A 17285-nucleotide genomic window follows, 5' to 3' on the forward strand; every position below is an offset into this window, starting at 1 on the left:
GCCGCGCACGGCCGCCCGAAGCGGCCGCGCTGCCCCCTTGCAGGGGGTGGCGGCCACACGAAGTGGGCAAGCCTGGGGGTGGGTCATGGCACCAGCTTCCACTGGCCCTTTTCGCTCTTGACGATCACAACGGCGCGCTTGTCGGAGCCATAGCGATCGTCGGGCTTGAAGTTGTAGATGCCGTGCGTGCCGACCAGCTCCTTGGTGCTCACGATCGCATCGCGCAGCGCGGTGCGGTACTGCGGCGTGCCGGGCTCGCCCTTCACGCGCGATGCCGCATCGGCCAGCAGCAGGTAGGCGTCGTAGGTGTAGGACGAGAAGGCGTCGTTCGGCAAGGCGCCGTTGGCCTTCTTGTAGGCCTCGCGGAAGTTCATCGACACCTTTTTGATCGGGTTGCTGTCGGGCAACTGGTCGGCCACCAGTACCGGGCCGCTGGGCACCTCCAGGCCTTCGATCGAGGCGCCGCCCACGCGAACGAAGTCGGCATTGATCAGCCCGTGGGTGCCGTAGATCTTGCCCTTGTAGCCGCGATCGGCGAGCGCGAGGTACGGCAGCGCGCCCGGCGTGCCGGAGTTGCCGGCGAAGACCGCATCGGGCCGAGCCGAGATGATCTTCAGCACCTGCCCGGCGACGGACGAATCGCTGCGCGCATAGCGCTCGTTGGCAACGACCTTGATGCCCGCGGCATCGGCGCTCTTGACCAGCGAGTCGTAGGCGAGATCGCCGAGCGCGTCCGAGAAGCCGATGAACGCCACCGTCTTCACGCCCGACTGCTTCATCTTGTCGACCACGGCGGAAACCATCAGCGGGAAGGGCTGCGACACGGTCACGGTCCACGCGCCTTCGGGGCCCGGGATCGTCACGGGCGTCGGCGAGATGAGCGGCGTGTTGAGTTCGCGCGCGACGGCGGCAATCGCCATCGCACCGGGCACGCCCGAGGTGCCGATCAGCACGTCCACCTTGTCTTCCGTCACCAGCTTGCGCGCGTTGCGCCCGGCGGTCGTCGGGTCGGACGCATCATCCAGCACGATCAGCTCGACCTTGTGGCCGGCCAGCGCCGGATGCTCGGCAATCGCGGCGCGAATGCCCTTCTCATAAGGGATGCCCAGCGCCGACACCGGGCCCGACAGCGAGCTGATGAAGCCGACCTTGAGATCGGCGGCGAGGGCCTGTGTGGCGGCAAATGCGATGGCCGACACACAGAGGAGAGAAGACAGCTTTTTCATCGTACGTACGGTCTGAGTGGTGTTGCCGGAGATACCGCGGAACCGGCTCCGCCGGCCCGCTGGTATCGCCCCCTTGAGGGGGTGGAGAGCGACACGAAGTGCGCGAGCCTGGGGGTGGGCTAAGGAACAAGCTTCCATTGACCTTTTTCGAGCTTGACGATGACGCGCGAGCGTTCATCCGAGCCATAGCGGTTGTCGGGCTTGAAGTTGTAGACGCTGTGCGTGCCGACCAGCTCCTTGGTGTTCACGATCGAATCGCGCAGTGCGACGCGGTAGGCCGGCGTGCCGGGCTCGCCCTTGGTGCGCGAAGCCGCATCGAGGTACAGCAGCCACGCATCGAACGAGTAGGCCGAGAAGGCATCCGTCGGCGCCGTGCCGTTGGCCTTCTGGTAGGCATTGCGGAAGTCCATCGAGACCTTGCGGATCGGATTCGATTCAGGGAGCTGCTCGGCAACGATCACCGGGCCGGTCGGTGCCAGAAGCCCCTCGACGGCCGAGCCGCCGACGCGCACGAAGTCGGGATTGATCAGGGCATGCGTGCCATAGATCTGGCCCTTGTAGCCGCGCTCCTGCAGCGCGAGATAAGGCAATGCGCCCGGCGTGCCGGAAGTGCCGGTGATGACTGCGTCGGGACGCAGGGCAACGATCTTCAGCACCTGGCCGGTGACGGATGCGTCGGCACGCGCATAGCGCTCGTTCGACACGACCTTGATGCCGGCGGGCTCGGCGCTCTTTTGCAGCGCGTCATAGACGAGGTCGCCCCATGCGTCGGAAAAGCCGATGTAGCCGACCGTCTTCACGCCCGACTGCTTCATGCGCTCGACCACCGCGCTGACCATCAGCGGCGCGGGCTGCGGCAGCGTGACCATCCATGCGCCCTCTTCGCCCGGCAGGTTCGCGTTGGCGATGGAGATCAGCGGCGTCTTGGTTTCGCGCGCCACGGCGGCGATCGCGAGTGCGCCCGGCGATCCGGCGGTGCCGATGATCACGTCGACCTTGTCCTCGTCGATCAACTTGCGTGCGTTGCGCGCGGCGGTGCTCGGGTCGGATGCGTCGTCTAGCGAGACCACCTGGATCTTCTTGCCATTGAGCTCCGACTTGTAGGCGATGGCCGCCTTCATGCCCTTGTCGTAGGGGATGCCGAGCGAAGACACCGGCCCCGACAGCGACGTGATGAAGCCGACCTTGAGATCGGCCGCCAACGCATTCGCGGCGGTGAGAACGCCGACGGCGGCGGCAACGCCGGCCATCGTAAAGAGACGAGTCAGAACTTTCATGCAGGGCTCCTTGGGATTCCGATGGGGTTAAGCAGGACTCACGCCAACCGATGATTTGTGAAATATTTAGATATGAACCATGCTAGCGGGCGCGTATCGCGATGACAAGGCAGTGAAAACGAGAGGTAGGGAAATCGACGCGGTGCGTGAATGCACTGCTAGAGGGCCAGGCTTCCCACGCTGGTGCCGCCACAGACGTAAAGGACCTGACCGGTGACGAAGCTGTTTGCCGGATCGGCAAAGAAGCGAACCGCGCGTGCGACGTCGGCGGATTCGCCCAAGCGTTTGACAGGAATCGACGCCGCGAGCGCGCGCTCCTTCTCGCTGCCGGCCTCGACCACGTCGTAGAACATGTCGGTGCGGATCGGCCCGGGCGCAACGACATTGACCGTGATGCCGTCGGGCGCGAGTTCGAGCGCCCAGGTGCGCGCCATGCCGAGCATGCCCGCCTTGGTGGCGGAATAGCTGGTCCGTGTCTGCAGCCCCACCGCCGCGCGCGATGACAACAGCACCACGCGGCCGAAGCGTTTCGCGCGCATCGCGGGCAGCGCGGCCTGCACGAGCTGGATCGCGCAACCCAGATGAAGCTCCACGAGCGCATCGAGGTCATCGAGCTTCACGTCCGCGATCAGCGCAGGGCGGATCACGCCTGCGTTGTGGACGACCGTGGTCACTTCGAAGCGCCGCGCGAGTTCCGCCGCCGCTTCGGCGGTGGCGGCGCGATCCATCAGGTCGACCTCGATGCTGTGCAGCTTCGGATGGTCGATGTCGCAGCGGCGCCGCGCGAGCGACACCACTTCGTAGCCGTCTGCGAGCAGGTCTTCGCAGATCGCCTTGCCGATGCCCGCGCTGCCGCCCGTGACGGCCGCAACCTTTGGCGCGGCGCTCATGCTGCTCCCACCAGGGCGAGCACGCGCAACGGGCTGCCGCTGCCCTTCTCGATCTTGAGCGGCGGACAGATCAGCACCGCGCCGCTCGGTGGCAGCAGGTCGAGGTTGCAGAGGCACTGCAGGCCATAGCGCCCCGCGCCGTGCATGTAGTAGTGGCACGGGTAGGGCGGGCGCAGGTGATAGCCCTGCCCCGCGTCGGTGCCGATGGCTTCGGAGCCGAAGCCGAGCACGTCGCGCTGCTCAACCAGGAAGCGCACCGCCTCCGCGCTCGGGCCGGGCGTGTGCTGCCCGGTCTCGTCGAAGTTCTGGTAAGCCTCCGGGTCGTGGCGCTTGGACCAGTCGGTCCGCATCAGCACCCAGGCGCCCTTCGGGATGCGGCCATGCTTCGCCTCGTACTGTTCGATGTCTTCGATGGTGAGCAGGTAGTCCGGGTCGTCCTTGACCTGCGGCGAGCAATCGATCACGCAGGCCGGTGCGACGAAGTGCTGCACCGGAATGGTGTCGACCGAGTTGTTCGGCAGGTCGCGCCCGGAGATCCAGTGGATCGGCGCATCGAAGTGCGTACCAGTGTGCTCGCCGCACGAAAAATTGTTCCAGTACCAGGCCGGGCCGCGCTCGTCGTAGTTCGACACTTCCTCGATGCGGAAGGGCCAGCACTGGCCCATCTCGGGCGGCAGCGCGATCTGCGGGAATTCGGGCGTTAGCGTCTGCGTGAGGTCGACGACGCGGATGCGGCCGCTCGCCATCGCGGTCACGAGGCCGCCGAGGATCTCGGCGGTGGACATCAGTTCAGTGGTGGTCGTCATTCGATTGCTCCGGATCAGCTTCCGCCCGCCGCGAGTTCGCGTTCGAGAATCTTGGGGTTGTCGCGCCAGCGCTCGAGCCACTCCTGGGCCACGTCGCCGGGGTACACGTCCTCGACGCCATCGCGCAGCGCCTTCACGATCGCGTTCGCGAGCGCGCTTGGCGCCAACTTGGGCGGCGGCGTGTGCTGGTTCCATTCGTCGTCGATCGGGCCGGGGAACACATTGATCACGCGGATGCCGGCTGGCCGCATCTCCGCACGCAGGCATTGCGCAAGCGAATGCGCCGCCGCCTTCGACGCGCTGAAAGTGCCGTGCGGCGGGAAGTTGGAGAGCGCATAGATCGACAGCAGGTTGACCCACGCGGTCGCGCCGGTCACGCCGTCGGCCGATCGCCCCTTGAGCGCCGGGCCGAACTCCTGTGCCAATCGCAGCAGGCCGAAATAGTTGATGTCCATCTCGGCCTTCGCCACATCGGTGCCGCGGCGCGCGCCGATGCCGAAGGTGCGATGCACTTCCGCGTTGTTGATGACGATGTCGACCTTGCCGCCGATCTCGCCGGCCAACTCGCTCACCGAGCGACCGTTGGTCAGGTCCAACGGCACCAGCGTGACCTGCGGCAATGCGGTGATGTCTTCCAGGCCGCCCATCTTCTTCCACGGCTCGGCGTGGCCGACCCAGACGATGTCGGCGCCGGCCTTGACCAGCGCACGCACGATCGCCCGGCCCACCTCGGTCTTGCCGTCGGTGACGAGCACCTTGCGGAATTTCGGGTCGCTCGTCATTTCACGGAGCATCTTGTCGTCAGCCATGTGGGGGCTCCCTTCGTTCGGAAATCCAATGAGGACGGCCTGTCCGGCGCGGTCGAGCCGCGCGCCGACGCGCACGCGCTGAGGCGCCTGACCAGGTTCAGCGACTTCGCCGTGCAGGTGCACCATCAGCGTCGGGCCGGCATCGAGATGCACGAGGCCCAGCCGCCATGGCAGCCGCTCGCGAAAGAACAGGTCGTTGCTGTGGTGCAGCGTGGTGGCGCTCAGCAGTTCGCCTTCGCCGGTCTGCTCGCGCCAATGAAGACGCGGCGAAAGGCACTTGTGGCAGGCCTCGCGCGGCGGGTACTGCACGGTGCCGCAGTCCTCGCAGGTCTGGAGCACGAAGCGGCCTTCCGCCGCGCCCGCGGTGATGCCGAGCGCGACGCGGCCGCGCGCCCACGGCGGCAGGTTCATCTGCCGCGTGCGCAGGACGGGGTTCTTGCGCGTGGGGCGCATCAGGGGCATGGTCATGCCGGTCTCCCGAGAATGATGGCGCCTGTGCAGAGGCACCGGTCGTAGGTGACCATGCCGAAGCCGGCGACGAGGCCGAGTTGTGCATCGGGAACGGCGCGGGATTCGGCTGCATCGGTCAACTGGCGGATGGCTTCGGTCATGCCAAGGAACCCCCCGCCGCACCCGCCTGGCCCGCTGAAAGCTGACCGCCGCTGGTGTTGTTCGGAAAGCTCCCCTCGTTCGTCATGACGTGCGACTGGACAAAGGCCGAACCCTCGCCCTTCTCGCAAAAACCGAGGTCTTCGAACTGCATCATCACGATGACCGGATAGTCGTCGTAGGTCTGCACGAAGTCGATGTCGGCGGGCTTCACGCCGGCTTGCGCGTAGAGGTCGTCGCGGTCCATGCGCCAGCCGCCGCGCACCATCACCGGGTCTTCGGAATAGGCGTTGTGCCGCTCGATCGCGCCGCGGATCACCGCATGCGGCAGGCCGAGATCGCGTGCGCGCTCCTCGCTCATCACGAGGAAGGCTTCAGCGCCCGCGCACGGCATCACGCAGTCGAAGAGATGGATCGGATCGGAGATCGGACGCGCGGCCATGTATTCGTCCAGGGTCAGCGGCTTATTGAACATCGCGTGCGGGTTCTTCAGCGCATTGCTGCGCTGGTCCACGCAGATGCGGCCGAAGTCCTCGCGCTTGGCGCCGAAAGTGCGCATGTAGTGCGAGGTGATCATCGCGAAGATCGAGTTCGGGCCACCCGAGCCGTACGGGTAGGTGGCGTCGCGCGCGAAGTTGCTGAAGGCCCCGAGCGTCATGCGGAACGAATCGACATGGTTCGTGTCAGCCGCCACGCACGCGACGACATCCGCATCGCCCGACTGCACCGCACGCGCCGCACGCCGCAGGCACATCACGCCCGATGCGCCGCCGGTGGGCACGTGATCGAGCCAGCGCGGCGATAGGCCGAGGTGCTGCGTCACGCCGACCGCCGTGTCGGGCACGAGCGAGAAGCTGCTGACGCACAGGCCGTCGATCTGCTCCTTCTTCACGCCGCTGGCCTTCACCAGCGCCTCGACCGCCTGGCCGAGGAACCAGTGCGCGCCGTGCGTCGAGTAGCGCACATAGGGCACCGTCACCGGCACCGCGACGGCCACGCCTTCGTAGGAGAGCCGGCGCGTCATGACTGCCTCTTCTTCATCGAACGCGTATCGACGCAGTTCGCGCGGCCCGGCAAGGATTGCGCGAGTTCGCGAAGCTGCCCGCGCTGGATCTTCTGCGACGCGGTCAGCGGCAGCGCATCGACGAAGGCGACGTACCCCGGCGCCTTGTAGTAGGCGAGCTGCGACAAGGCGTGGTCCACGATGCTGGCCGCGAGCTGGGCCGAGGCGGAAGCATCGTCGCGCAGCACGATGCAGGCCAGCACCTCGTCACCGCGCACCGTGTCGGGCGTCGCAGCAACGGCCGATGTCTTCACCGCCGGATGCTGGTTGAGCACGCTCTCGACCTCGACCGCCGAGATGTTCTCGCCGCTGCGCCGGATCACGTTCTTCTTGCGATCGACGAAGTAGTAGTTGCCTTCGGCATCGCGGCGCACCATGTCGCCGGTGTGGAACCAGCCGCCGGCCCAGGCCTCGCGGGTGGCTTCCTCGTCCTTGAGGTAGCCGGAGAAGAAGTAGCGCTTCGGGTCATCGCCCGACGAGCGCACCAGCAGTTCGCCCGGCGTGCCGTCGGGCACATCGTGGCCTTCATCATCGACGAGGCGAATCTCGACGAAGTCCTCGCGGCGGCCGAAGCAGCTGGTACCGACATGACGCGGCGCGTGGTTCGCCATCACGCAGGCGGCGGCGCCGGTCTCGGTCATGGCCCAGGCCTCGACCAGCGGGAAGCCGAAGCGTTCTTCGAAGGGCGCGTGATTCTTGCGATCCACTCCTGCGCCGAAGCCCCAGCGGATGTCGTGCTCGCGGTCGGCATCCACCGCAGGCGCCGACAGCAGCATCGCGGGCATCACGCCAAGGTAGTGCACGATGGTGGCGCGGCTTTCACGCGCACTCTGGAGCCAGCTCTTCGGATGGAAGCGGTCGAGCTGCACGAGGCAGCCACCCGCGACGAGCACCACCATCGTCGAGAACGCCATCGCGTTCACATGGTTGAGCGGAAGCGGCGTGATGATGCGTTCTGCATCGGGGCGCACCGGACACAGGTCGCCGAGTTCCGCGTACCACTGGCCGGCGCGCAGGAAGTATTCGTTGCTCAGCATGCACCCCTTGGGGCGGCCGGTGGTGCCGGAGGTGTAGAGCAACGCGCATTCGGTGCCAAGGCCGACGGGCTCCGAGGCACGCGGCGCAGGCGTGGTCGCTGGCGGCACCGCATCGTCCGGGCCCATCGTCTCGAAAAGGATGCCCGCAATCTTCGCCGCCGCGCGCAGGTCGTCCGCGCGATGCGGCAGCGTCACGGCCAGGCCGATCTCGCTGTGGCCGATGAGATAGCTCAGCTCGGCCGAGCGCATCTCGGCATTGATCGGCACCACGCTCACGCCCAGCGCATTGAGCGCGAACCAGTGGAAGAGAAAGGCCGGCCGGTTCTCCAGCAGCAGGCCGACGCGATGACCGTGGCCGTAGCCCGCCTTCGCGTATGCGGCACGCAGTCGCTCGACCTGCCCGGCGGCATCGCCCCACAGGATCGGGCCCGGCGCGATGTCGTAGGCCTTTGCGGTAACCGACTCGGTGAAGAGGAACTCGCCCCCGGGCGTGCGCCTCGCGCTCGCACTGAAGGCGTCATGAACGGTGTGATGCATGACGGACCTAGATGAAGAGCTGGACCGCCGGCAGCGCCGCGTCGCAGTTGAGCAGGTTCACGCGCTTGAGCGTCATGCGCAACGCGCCGTCTTGCACCGTGAGGTGGTGAAAGAAGGTGCCGACGTAGAACTGAAGCTCGTCGCCCTGCGATTCGGTGTAGTGGAACTCCGTGCGCACGACGAAGCGATTCGCAGCCGCGTCGAACTCCTCGACACTGGGCGTCTGAAGCAGGTGGTGGCAGCGGCTCGGCGGCTGTTGCGAGAAGGCGCGCGGACTCTTCAGGCGCTCGATGCGCAGGTCGCGCAGCAGCTTGTCTTCGTAGAGATGCGAGGTGTGGTTGATGCCGTCTTCCTGGTCGGGAATCAGCGGCACCCAGTAGAAGGCATCGTCGGTGAAGAGCGCGTTCCATTCGTCGAAGCGCTTGGCGTCGAGCAGGCGCGATTCGTGGACCACGAAATCGACGAGCTGCTGGCGGGTGACTTCGTTCTGCATTACATGGTCTCCGTCATGTACTTGGCCCAGGAGCGGTACTGATTGCGCATCGGCAACTCGTTGGTGCCGACCGTGGTGATCTCGCCGCCCTTCTTCTCCGCCGGATCGTAATTGCGATGCAGGCTCACCCACACGTTGCCGCTCGCGTGCAGCCCGGCCTGGATGCCGCGATAGGCCTGCAGGTCGTCATGCCCCACGACCGAGAACGGCGAGTTGATGAGGCGGTTGTACATGGCGGTGCGCTGCAGCAACTCCGGCGGCGCACCCTTGAGGCGGAAGGTCCAGCTCTCGACCAGGCACTTGTCGGCGGCGATCGGCTTGACCACGCGGATCGACTGGATCGCGCCCTTGATCGTGAGGTTCGGGTAGTACACCGTGTTGTGCCGCGCCATGCCGAGGATCTGCGCAGTGCGCTCCTCACCGTACTTCGCCTTCATCGCGTTGTCGTACTCGGGGATCGCCTTGTACTTGCTGTGGATGCTGAAGTGCACGCCGGTGAAGCTGTGGCCGTTGTCGTAGGTGCGGACGCCCATGTCCTCGAAGAACTTGTAGTCGGACATGAAGGGCACGAACTGCTCGATCGCCATCGGCTTGGGTTCGTCGGCCGGCTTGTCGGCCCACATGGTTTTCGCAGTGCCGGCCGAGGATTCGTGCGCCACCATCGGGTGCATGGTGTCGTTGAGGTTCTCGACGAACATCTTCCAGTTGCACTGGTGGACGAAGCGCAGGCACCCGCCGGCGATCTCCAGTTCGCCTTCGGGCGAGCGGTCGGCCATGTTGTCGATGGAGCTCAGCGAGTCGCCGAAGTATTCCTCGAAGCCCGGACCGACGTCGTTGATCTTGACGAAGATGAAGCCGCGATGGCTGCGAACGTTCTTCACCGCGACCAGGCCCTTCGATGCCTCGCATTCGTGAAGCTGCGTGCCTTCGTACCCATTCTTCAGCGGGATCGACAGCAGCGAGCCATCGGTCTTGAAGGTCCAGGCATGGTAGGGGCAGCGGAAGAACTTGCCGGTGTTGCCGCACGGCGAGCTCACGAGGCGCGATCCCTTGTGGGCGCAGCGGTTCATCATCACGCGCACCGAGCCGTCGGAGTGGCGCGCGATGATCAGCGGCCGGCCGGCGATGTCGTTGGTGATGTAGTCGCCGGCCTTCGGAATCTGGCTTTCGTGGCCGGCGTAGTTCCACGTGTTCGCGAAGAAGTGCTCCTGTTCGAGCTCGAACAATTCCTGGCTGATGTAGAGGTCGCGATGCACGCGGTCGTCCTGCACCAGCGCGCGCACCGCATCGGGGTTGCCTCGGTAGGAAGTCATCGTGGGGTCTCCTTCAAATATCGAGCACCAGCCGCTTCCCCTTGGCGCGGGAGATGCAGATCTGAATCACATTGCCTTCGGCCTTCTCGCGGGCGGTGAGCACATAGTCGCGATGATCGATCTCGCCGTCGATCACCGGCGTGGCGCACACGCCGCATTCGCCGCGCTTGCAGTCGAACATCGGGTCGCAGCCATGCTCGATCAGGCAGTCGAGGATGCTCTGGTCGGCCGGTACGGTGAAGCGTTGGCCCGATTGCGCAAGCTCGACCTCGAAGGGGTGGTCGCCCTCTTCCACCGCTGGCGTGGTGAAAAGCTCGAAGTGCACGCGGTCGTGCGTCCAGCCGCGCGCCTGCGTCTGCGCGAGCACCGCGTCGAGCATGACCTTCGGACCGCACACATAGAGGCGGTCTCCGGGAGGGAAGCCGTCGAGCAGCGCGCCGATGTCGAATGGGCCGCCCTGCTCCGTGTCGGCATGCACGCGCAGGTCCTCGCCCAGCAGCATTTGCAGCTCGGGCAGGAAAGCCATCAGGTCGCGGCTGCGGCCGGCGTAGTGCAGGCGCACCGGCAGGCCTTCGGCGCGACGCCGGGCAGCCATGCTCGCAAGCGGCGTGATACCGATGCCGCCGGCCAGCAGCACCGTGCCGCCGGGGCCGGCATGCAGCGGGAAGTCGTTCTTCGGCACTTCGATGGTGACGGTATCGCCTTCCTTCAGGCGCTCGTGCATGAAGCGCGAGCCGCCGCGGCCGTCGTCTTCCTTGCGCACCGCGATCACGTACTCGGCCGGCGCATCGGTCGCGTCGGCCTGGTTTGCGAAGTTGATCAGCGAGTAGTGGCGCCAGTCCTTCTTGCCGTCCGGGAGCAGGACTTCGATGCGGATGTGCGCACCGGCGGTATAGGCCGGCAGCGCCGCGCCATCCGCGGCACGCAGCCTGAACAGCTTGATGAGCGGATTGAGCAAACGCGCTTCGGCGACACGCAGTTGCAGGGTGGCGGGTTGGGCGGACATGGTTCGATCCCGGTTCAGGCGAGCGCGTGCTGGACGAGCGCGGCACGCAGCTTGTGGCCGTGCTCGTCGGCAAGCGCCGCATCGCGCAGTTCGCGCAGGGTGGCGGGCGCGATGGCAGCGCCGGCGCGCTGCAGGGCGGCCATCACGGTGTCGTAGTTGCGAAGGCCGCGCTCGTGCGTGTCGCTGTAGCCCTTCACCAGGCGCTGGCATTGGGCCACTTCGAGCGCGAGCTCGGGGTTGCGCGCTGCAATGTCGGCGATGCGGCCCAGCCACTCTTCAATGCGGCGGTTCTCGTCCGCATAGCGGATGGTCGAACGGCGCCAGCGCTTCATCGCGGCGACGGTGCGCAGCATCAGGTAGCCGCGCAGCGAGCTGGTCTGGATCACACGGCCTTTCTGCGTGAGGCGTTCGACGAGCTTGCGCGGGCCGGTCGAGTTCATCAGCCAGCGGCCGAATCCTGCCGGCAGCGTCTCGCAGATTTCCTGCAGGCGCGGATGCATGAATTCGTTGATCGCGAGCACCTGGCCCTGCTGCACGCGCGCTTCGCCGCGCACGCGGTCGAAGCGGGTCGCGCGGGTCTTGAGCGCGGCGACGCGCACCGTGTCTTCGTACGACATCCACAGCGCGAGATGGCGCGCAGTCTCTCGCAGCAGCTTGCCGCCGTCGTTGGCGGGCAACGCGGCGAGCGCGGCCACGCGGTCGAGATAGAGGCCGGCGTAATCGACATCCTGGTAGTCGATGAGGCGACGCACGCCTTCGAGCAGCACGTGCTGCACATCGGCCGGGAAGTCGCGCTGCACGCGCTCGACCAGTGCACGCACGGCGGGATGGCGGGGTTGCGGCGCCGGGGTCTGCTGTGCTGCGGCCGCCTTTTCCGTCTCGCCCTGCGTGCGTGCGAATGCAGCGCCGAAGGCCTTCAGGCTGGGCTTGACGCCAACACCACCGCGCTCGACGGTCGCCTCGAACTGCGCACGGCTGAACGGCAGCACGCCGGCGCCGCAGAGTGCGCCGAACAGCACCGCGCTGATGACGCTGCCCGAGGCTTCCGCGGCCTGCGCCATGTCGAAGCGGATGAAGCGCTTGGCGGCACGTTCGGCATGGCCGAGCAGCTCGTTGCTGTCCACGCGGCCATCGCCCATCGCGCTTTTCTCGGCGATGGAATAGACGCGGTGCGTGGAAGCGATCAGCGTGGTGCGGTCGTTGGTGACCAGCCCACGCTGCACCGCGCGGCCGGCTTCCATCAATTCGGAGGCAAGCACGACATCGACGTCGCCCGGCAGCGGCATCAGCGCCAGCACCGGCTTGCCGCTATCCGCATCGGCCTGCGCCTGCGGGAAGAGCTCGACGTAATAGATCGTCGCCCCGGTGCGCTGCGCCACGCCCGGCACCGAAGTGGTCTGCGCCACGTAGCCGTTGGCTTCGCCCATGTCGACGATCCAGTCGGCCAGAACGCCGCCGCCTTCGCCCCCCATGGCAAGGATTGCAATCTTGATTGGTTGCATCATTGCTCGCCCCCAGGCTTGCTCACTTCGTGTAGCCGCCACCGCCCGACCGGGGGCGATACCAGCGGCCCGGCAAAGCCGGTTCCGCGGTATCCCTGAAATTGCTTGTGCTCCATGTCTGTTCCGTTCAAAACGAGTAGGCTTCGCGGCGCTTGGCCTCGCCCTTCTGCAGCCAGCCGATGACGCGCTGGCGCAGGCTGTCGCGCAGGCGGTCCCAGCGGCTGGGATTGCTCACGATCTGCGCCTTGTAGAACGAGGGGCACAGCACGGCAGCGTGAGATACCTCGCCGCAGACGCCGCAGCCCACGCAGCTGTCGAGCACATGCGCCACCGGGTCGGTGCGCAGCGGATCGGGGTTGGGCTTGATCGACAGCGACGGACAGCCCGACAGCCGGATGCACGAGTGGTCGCCGGTGCAGGTGTCCGAATCGACGCCGAACTTCTCGCGCACCTGGCGCTTGCCGTCCGCGATCGCCTTGCGCACCAGCGGCTTCTCGCGACGCTGGCGGTTCAGCATGCATTCGGATTGCGCGACGAGCACCTTCGGGCCCTTCTGCTTCGTGGTCAGCGCGTCCTTGAGCGCATCGCGCATGCCCGCGACATCGTAGGTGCGACGCAGGGTCTTCACCCACTTCACGCCGACACCGCGCACCGCGCGTTCGATCTCGTGGCCCGTGCTGCGCGTGGCGTTGACCGCCTTCGACGACAGGATGTCCTGCCCGCCGGTCGCGGAGGTGTAGTTGTTGTCGACGACGATGGTGAGGTTGTCGCTCTCGTTGAAGACCGCGTTCGCGATGCCGCTGGTCAGGCCGTTGTGCCAGAAGCCGCCGTCGCCCATCACCGAGATCGCGCGCTTGCCGGCCTGCGTGTTGAGCGCCGCGGCGCCGGCGGCGCCGAGGCCGTAGCCCATCGTGGTGTTGCCGATGTTGAAGGGCGGCAGGATCGAGAACAGGTGGCAGCCGATGTCGGCGCTGACGTGGTGCACACCGAGCTCGCGCTCGACCAACTTCATCGCACTGAAGATCGGGCGCTCCGGGCAGCCGGTGCAGAAGCCCGGCGGGCGCGCATGCACGCTCTCGGCGAGCGGCTTCGCGGGCTCGGCCGCAACGGCGAGCGGGATCACCTTGCGCACCGGCGCGGGCACCGGCAGCGGCTGCAGGCGGCCGTAGCGCTCGCCGAAGCTGCGCGCGCCCTTCAGCAGTTCGGCGGCGGTGTATTCGCCGGCCACCGGCAGCATGTCCTTGCCGTGCAGCGCGGTGCTGGAACCGGCCTGACGCAGGATGGTCGCGAGGTTCTGCTCGATGAAGTTGGGCTGGCCCTCTTCCACCACCAGCACCGCGCGCTTGCCTTCGCAGAAGCGCAGCACTTCGCTCTCGATGACCGGGTAGGCCACGTTCATCACGTAGAGCGGCACCTTGGTGTTGCCGTACACGTCCGCCAGGTCGAGCCGTTCGAGCGCACGCATCAGCGTGTTGTAGCTGCCGCCCTGCACGATGATGCCGATGTCGTCGGCGCCTTCGGAGAAGAACTCGTTAAGTTGCCGCTCCTCGATGAACTTCACCGCGGCGGGCCAGCGGTCCTTCACCTTTTCCTGCTCGTGCAGGAAGCTCGCGGGCGGCAGCACGATGCGGCTGACGTCGCGCTGCGGGTTCTCCAGCGCTTCCTTGAGCGTGAACTTCGCGCGGCGGTTGTCGCCGGCGACGAACTGGCCGTGCACATGGCAGGCGCGGATGCGCAGCTGCAGCATCACCGGCGTATGGCTCGCCTCCGAGAGATCGAAGCCCTGCTTGACCGCATCCACGATGCTCGGGAGGTTCGGGCGCGGATCGAGCAGCCAGATCTGCGACTTCATCGCGAAGGCGTGACTGCGCTCCTGCATGATCGAAGAGCCCTCGCCGTAGTCCTCCCCGACGATGATCAGCGCGCCCCCCGTGACCCCGCCCGACGCGAGGTTGGCGAGCGCGTCGGACGCCACGTTGGTGCCGACGGTCGCCTTGAAGGTCACTGCGCCACGCAGCGGGTAGTTGACCGAGGCCGCGAGCGTGGCGGCGGCCGTGGCCTCGCTCGCACTGTTCTCGAAGCGGATGCCGTGCTCGGTCAGGATGTCCTGCGCGTCGGCCAGCACGTCCATCAGGTGCGAGATCGGTGCACCCTGGTAGCCGGCGACGTAGGAAACACCTGACTCCAGCAACGCCTTGGTGACTGCCAGAATGCCTTCACCGCGAAACACCTCGCCGCCCGAGAGCCGCAGCTTCTTCACTTCTTCGACGAACGATCGCTCAGCCATGGCGCCCTTTCCTGTCTGGATTCGTGGGATTCCAATAGAAACCTCGGTCTCTATAATGTTTAGAACTGAATGTATCCACAATCATGAATAACCCTAGACACGCAAGCGGCGTGCCTGCCGCGGACCAGGGACCATTCACCGGGGAGGGCCCGGAGCACAAGCTCCGTTTTGTAGACGACTACCTGCCGGCGCTGCTCGCGCAGGCCAGCCAGCTGATTTCCTCCGAGTTCCACGACGTTGCGCGCAAACACGGCTTTTCCGTGTCGGAATGGCGCGTGATGGCGTCGCTCGCGGGCGGCGAGGCGATCAGCATCGGGCAGCTCGCGCAGGTCACCGTCACCAAGCAACCCACGGTGACGCGGCTGCTGGACCGCATGGAAGCGCGCGGCCAGGTCGAGCGACTGCCCCACGACAGTGACCGCCGTGTCACTTTGGTGCGGATCACGCGCAAGGGCTCGGACGCGGTGGAACACCTGATGGAGCTCGCACGCGAGCACGAGATGCGCGTGCTCGAGCCCTTCGGCCTCCCGCGCGCGGAAGAGCTCAAGCGCACGCTGCGGCACATCATCGAATTGCACGCGCGCGCGCCGGGCGATGCGCCGGCGGACGTGGGCGCCGAGGAATAGAACCCGCGGGGCTCAGCGCCCGGTCACAAGCACCGCACGGCCGCGATGGCCGCGCTGGCTGATCCAGTCCATGGCCTTCGCGGCGTCTTCCAGTGCGAAAGGCTGGACATCCAGCCGCAGCCGGCCATCGGCGAGGCGGGCCAGCAGTTCGGGCGCGGCGGCGCGGCCTGCCGATTCGCGGCGGAACATGTTGAGCGGCAGCAGCGAAACATCCCGCTGCAGGAAGTGCGCGATGTCGAGTGTGAGCGTGTTGCCGGCCGTGTAGCCGACGAGCACCGCGCGGCCGCCGGGCCGCACCTGCGGCAGTGCCGCAGCAAGCACCGGACCGCCAACGGTGTCGACCAGCAGGTCGATCGAAACCGAATCCAGCGAAGCAGCGAGCTCGCCGCCGAGCACCAGCACCTTGACGCCGGACGGCATCCATGCGGCCTGCGCTGCGTCCGCGACGAGTGCGGTCACCTCGGCGCCCGCATCGAGCGCCAGTTGCACCGCGAGCGATCCGACGGCGCCCGTCGCGCCGGTCACGAGAACGCTCTCGCCGGCCGAGAGGCGGGCCACATCGTGCAGCGCGACCCAGGCCGATGTGCTCGGCGAGAAGAACGCGGAGCCGATCGCGGCCGGGACGCCGTCGGGCAGCATGCCCAGCGCCTCGTCGGGCGCATCGATCAGCTCGCACCAGGTGCCATCGAAAAGCGTGCCCAATCCGCTGCCGCGCAGCCAGACGCGCTGACCTGCGGGATGGACCGCGCTGGCCACGACGACACCCGCGGCCTCGACGCCCGGCGTGTACGGAAACGGCGGATGCTTCAGGAAGCTGCCGCGCCACACGGTGCGGTCGATGTGGCCGACGGTGGCCGCCTCCATGCGCACCAGGGTGCGGCCCGGGCGCGCGACCGGCTCCGGAATGTCCTCCAGCACCGGAGATGCTTCGAATGCTTGGATGCGCACGGCCTTCATTGCAGCGTCTCCAGGAAGGAGAGCACCGTGCGCGCGAAGGCCTCGGGCATCTGATCGGGCAAAGGCACCATGCCGCCTTCGATGTCGACGATGCGTGCGTTCGCGAGGTGCTCGTGCAATTCGGCGGCATGCGGCGACGCGAACGGGTCGTCGGTCGCGCGAATCAGCAGCGCGGGTTGCACGACGAGGTGAATGCGTTCCTCCATGCGGTACGCCGCGACGGCACGGTGGCCGTCTTCGGGGCTTCCACTGGCCTTCAGCGCGTCGCGCACGAACGCTTCGAGCAGCTCGGGCCGGCCCGGCGGATAGAAGCCCTGCCTGCGCTGCCAGAGCGCCGCAAGATGGCTGCCGTCTTCGCTCGGCGCCACTTCGTCGATGGGCGGACGCTCGGCGCGCGCTTTGCGGAAGGCGGCGTTCGTGTAAGGCGTCGACGAAAGCACGAGCCCGCGCACCCGCTGCGGAAAGGCCGCCGCGAGTTCGACCGCGATCACGCCGCCGGTGTGATGGCCGACCACATCGGACTGCCTGATCTGCAACGCATCGAGCAGTTCGCAGGCGACCCTCGCCCACTGCTCGATGCCGGCCGGCCCATCGCCCGCGGCCGAATCGCCGAAGCCCACCGTATCCATGGCGATCGCACGGCGATGCGCGCCGATCAGTGGCAGCACCTCGCGATACTCCGTCCAGCTGCGCGGCGACTGGTGCAGCAGCAGCACGGCGGGTGCTTCGCGATCGCCGCATTCGGCATAGTGGATCTGCCCCGGCGAGAGGTCCGCGAAGGCGCGCCGGATCTTCATGATTGCGTCTCGCTCGCGGGGGCTTCCAGAGCCCCGCGTGCCTCAGCATG

The 17285-nt window shown here is 67.0% G+C and carries 14 protein-coding genes and 1 pseudogene; 1 reads left to right on the forward strand and 14 read right to left on the reverse strand.

Translation table 11 applies throughout. The annotated features are described in order from the left end of the window. Positions 1-83: 83 nt before the first annotated feature. The 12 genes and pseudogenes from ACQ858_RS16240 to ACQ858_RS16295 form a co-directional block, all read right to left on the reverse strand. Positions 84-1226: an ABC transporter substrate-binding protein gene (locus tag ACQ858_RS16240; protein ID WP_431273699.1), complete on the reverse strand. Its 1143-nt coding sequence runs from the start codon at positions 1224-1226 to the stop codon at positions 84-86. 119 nt (positions 1227-1345) lie between these two features. Then, positions 1346-2503, reverse strand: coding sequence for an ABC transporter substrate-binding protein (locus ACQ858_RS16245; protein WP_431273700.1), 1158 nt, complete (start codon positions 2501-2503; stop codon positions 1346-1348). A 158-nt stretch (positions 2504-2661) separates the two neighbouring features. Further along, positions 2662-3393 carry an SDR family NAD(P)-dependent oxidoreductase gene (locus tag ACQ858_RS16250; protein ID WP_431273701.1) on the reverse strand — a complete coding sequence of 244 codons (732 nt, stop codon included), beginning with the start codon at positions 3391-3393 and terminating at the stop codon, positions 2662-2664. Continuing rightward, positions 3390-4199, reverse strand: a complete 810-nt coding sequence (locus tag ACQ858_RS16255) for a cyclase family protein (RefSeq protein WP_431273702.1) — start codon at positions 4197-4199, stop codon at positions 3390-3392. The genes ACQ858_RS16250 and ACQ858_RS16255 overlap by 4 nt, the downstream gene beginning before the upstream one ends. A gap of 14 nt (positions 4200-4213) precedes the next feature. Next, positions 4214-5476: an SDR family NAD(P)-dependent oxidoreductase gene (locus tag ACQ858_RS16260; RefSeq protein ID WP_431273703.1), complete on the reverse strand. Its 1263-nt coding sequence runs from the start codon at positions 5474-5476 to the stop codon at positions 4214-4216. Further along, a pseudogene (locus tag ACQ858_RS16265) lies at positions 5473-6641 on the reverse strand (thiolase family protein). Before ACQ858_RS16265 ends, ACQ858_RS16260 begins: the two are co-directional and overlap by 4 nt. Continuing rightward, positions 6638-8254, reverse strand: coding sequence for an AMP-binding protein (locus ACQ858_RS16270; protein WP_431273704.1), 1617 nt, complete (start codon positions 8252-8254; stop codon positions 6638-6640). The pseudogene ACQ858_RS16265 and the gene ACQ858_RS16270 overlap by 4 nt, the downstream one beginning before the upstream one ends. Positions 8255-8261: 7 nt before the next feature. Next, entirely contained in the window at positions 8262-8747 is a 486-nt protein-coding gene (locus ACQ858_RS16275) for an aromatic-ring-hydroxylating dioxygenase subunit beta (protein WP_431273705.1), read from the reverse strand. Continuing rightward, entirely contained in the window at positions 8747-10060 is a 1314-nt protein-coding gene (locus ACQ858_RS16280) for an aromatic ring-hydroxylating dioxygenase subunit alpha (protein WP_431273706.1), read from the reverse strand. The genes ACQ858_RS16275 and ACQ858_RS16280 overlap by 1 nt, the downstream gene beginning before the upstream one ends. A gap of 13 nt (positions 10061-10073) precedes the next feature. After that, complete coding sequence (locus ACQ858_RS16285; RefSeq protein ID WP_431273707.1) at positions 10074-11066, reverse strand: PDR/VanB family oxidoreductase; 993 nt, start codon at positions 11064-11066, stop codon at positions 10074-10076. A gap of 14 nt (positions 11067-11080) precedes the next feature. Continuing rightward, positions 11081-12568: an indolepyruvate oxidoreductase subunit beta family protein gene (locus ACQ858_RS16290; protein WP_431273708.1), complete on the reverse strand. Its 1488-nt coding sequence runs from the start codon at positions 12566-12568 to the stop codon at positions 11081-11083. Positions 12569-12695: 127 nt separating this feature from the next. Continuing rightward, entirely contained in the window at positions 12696-14855 is a 2160-nt protein-coding gene (locus ACQ858_RS16295; RefSeq protein WP_431273709.1) for a thiamine pyrophosphate-dependent enzyme, read from the reverse strand. Between the two features lie 83 nt (positions 14856-14938). On the opposite strand from ACQ858_RS16295, the gene ACQ858_RS16300 reads away from it, so the two are divergent. Continuing rightward, positions 14939-15481, forward strand: coding sequence for a MarR family winged helix-turn-helix transcriptional regulator (locus tag ACQ858_RS16300; RefSeq protein ID WP_431273710.1), 543 nt, complete (start codon positions 14939-14941; stop codon positions 15479-15481). A 12-nt stretch (positions 15482-15493) separates the two neighbouring features. Here the strand turns inward: ACQ858_RS16300 and ACQ858_RS16305 are convergent, their stop codons facing one another. Next, positions 15494-16438, reverse strand: coding sequence for a quinone oxidoreductase family protein (locus ACQ858_RS16305; RefSeq protein ID WP_431276880.1), 945 nt, complete (start codon positions 16436-16438; stop codon positions 15494-15496). Next, complete coding sequence (locus ACQ858_RS16310; protein WP_431276881.1) at positions 16435-17235, reverse strand: alpha/beta fold hydrolase; 801 nt, start codon at positions 17233-17235, stop codon at positions 16435-16437. Before ACQ858_RS16310 ends, ACQ858_RS16305 begins: the two co-directional genes overlap by 4 nt. Between the last annotated feature and the right edge of the window lie 50 nt (positions 17236-17285).

It is taken from the genome of Variovorax ureilyticus, assembly GCF_050632185.1.
Classification (GTDB): Bacteria; Pseudomonadota; Gammaproteobacteria; order Burkholderiales; family Burkholderiaceae_C; genus Variovorax; species Variovorax ureilyticus_A.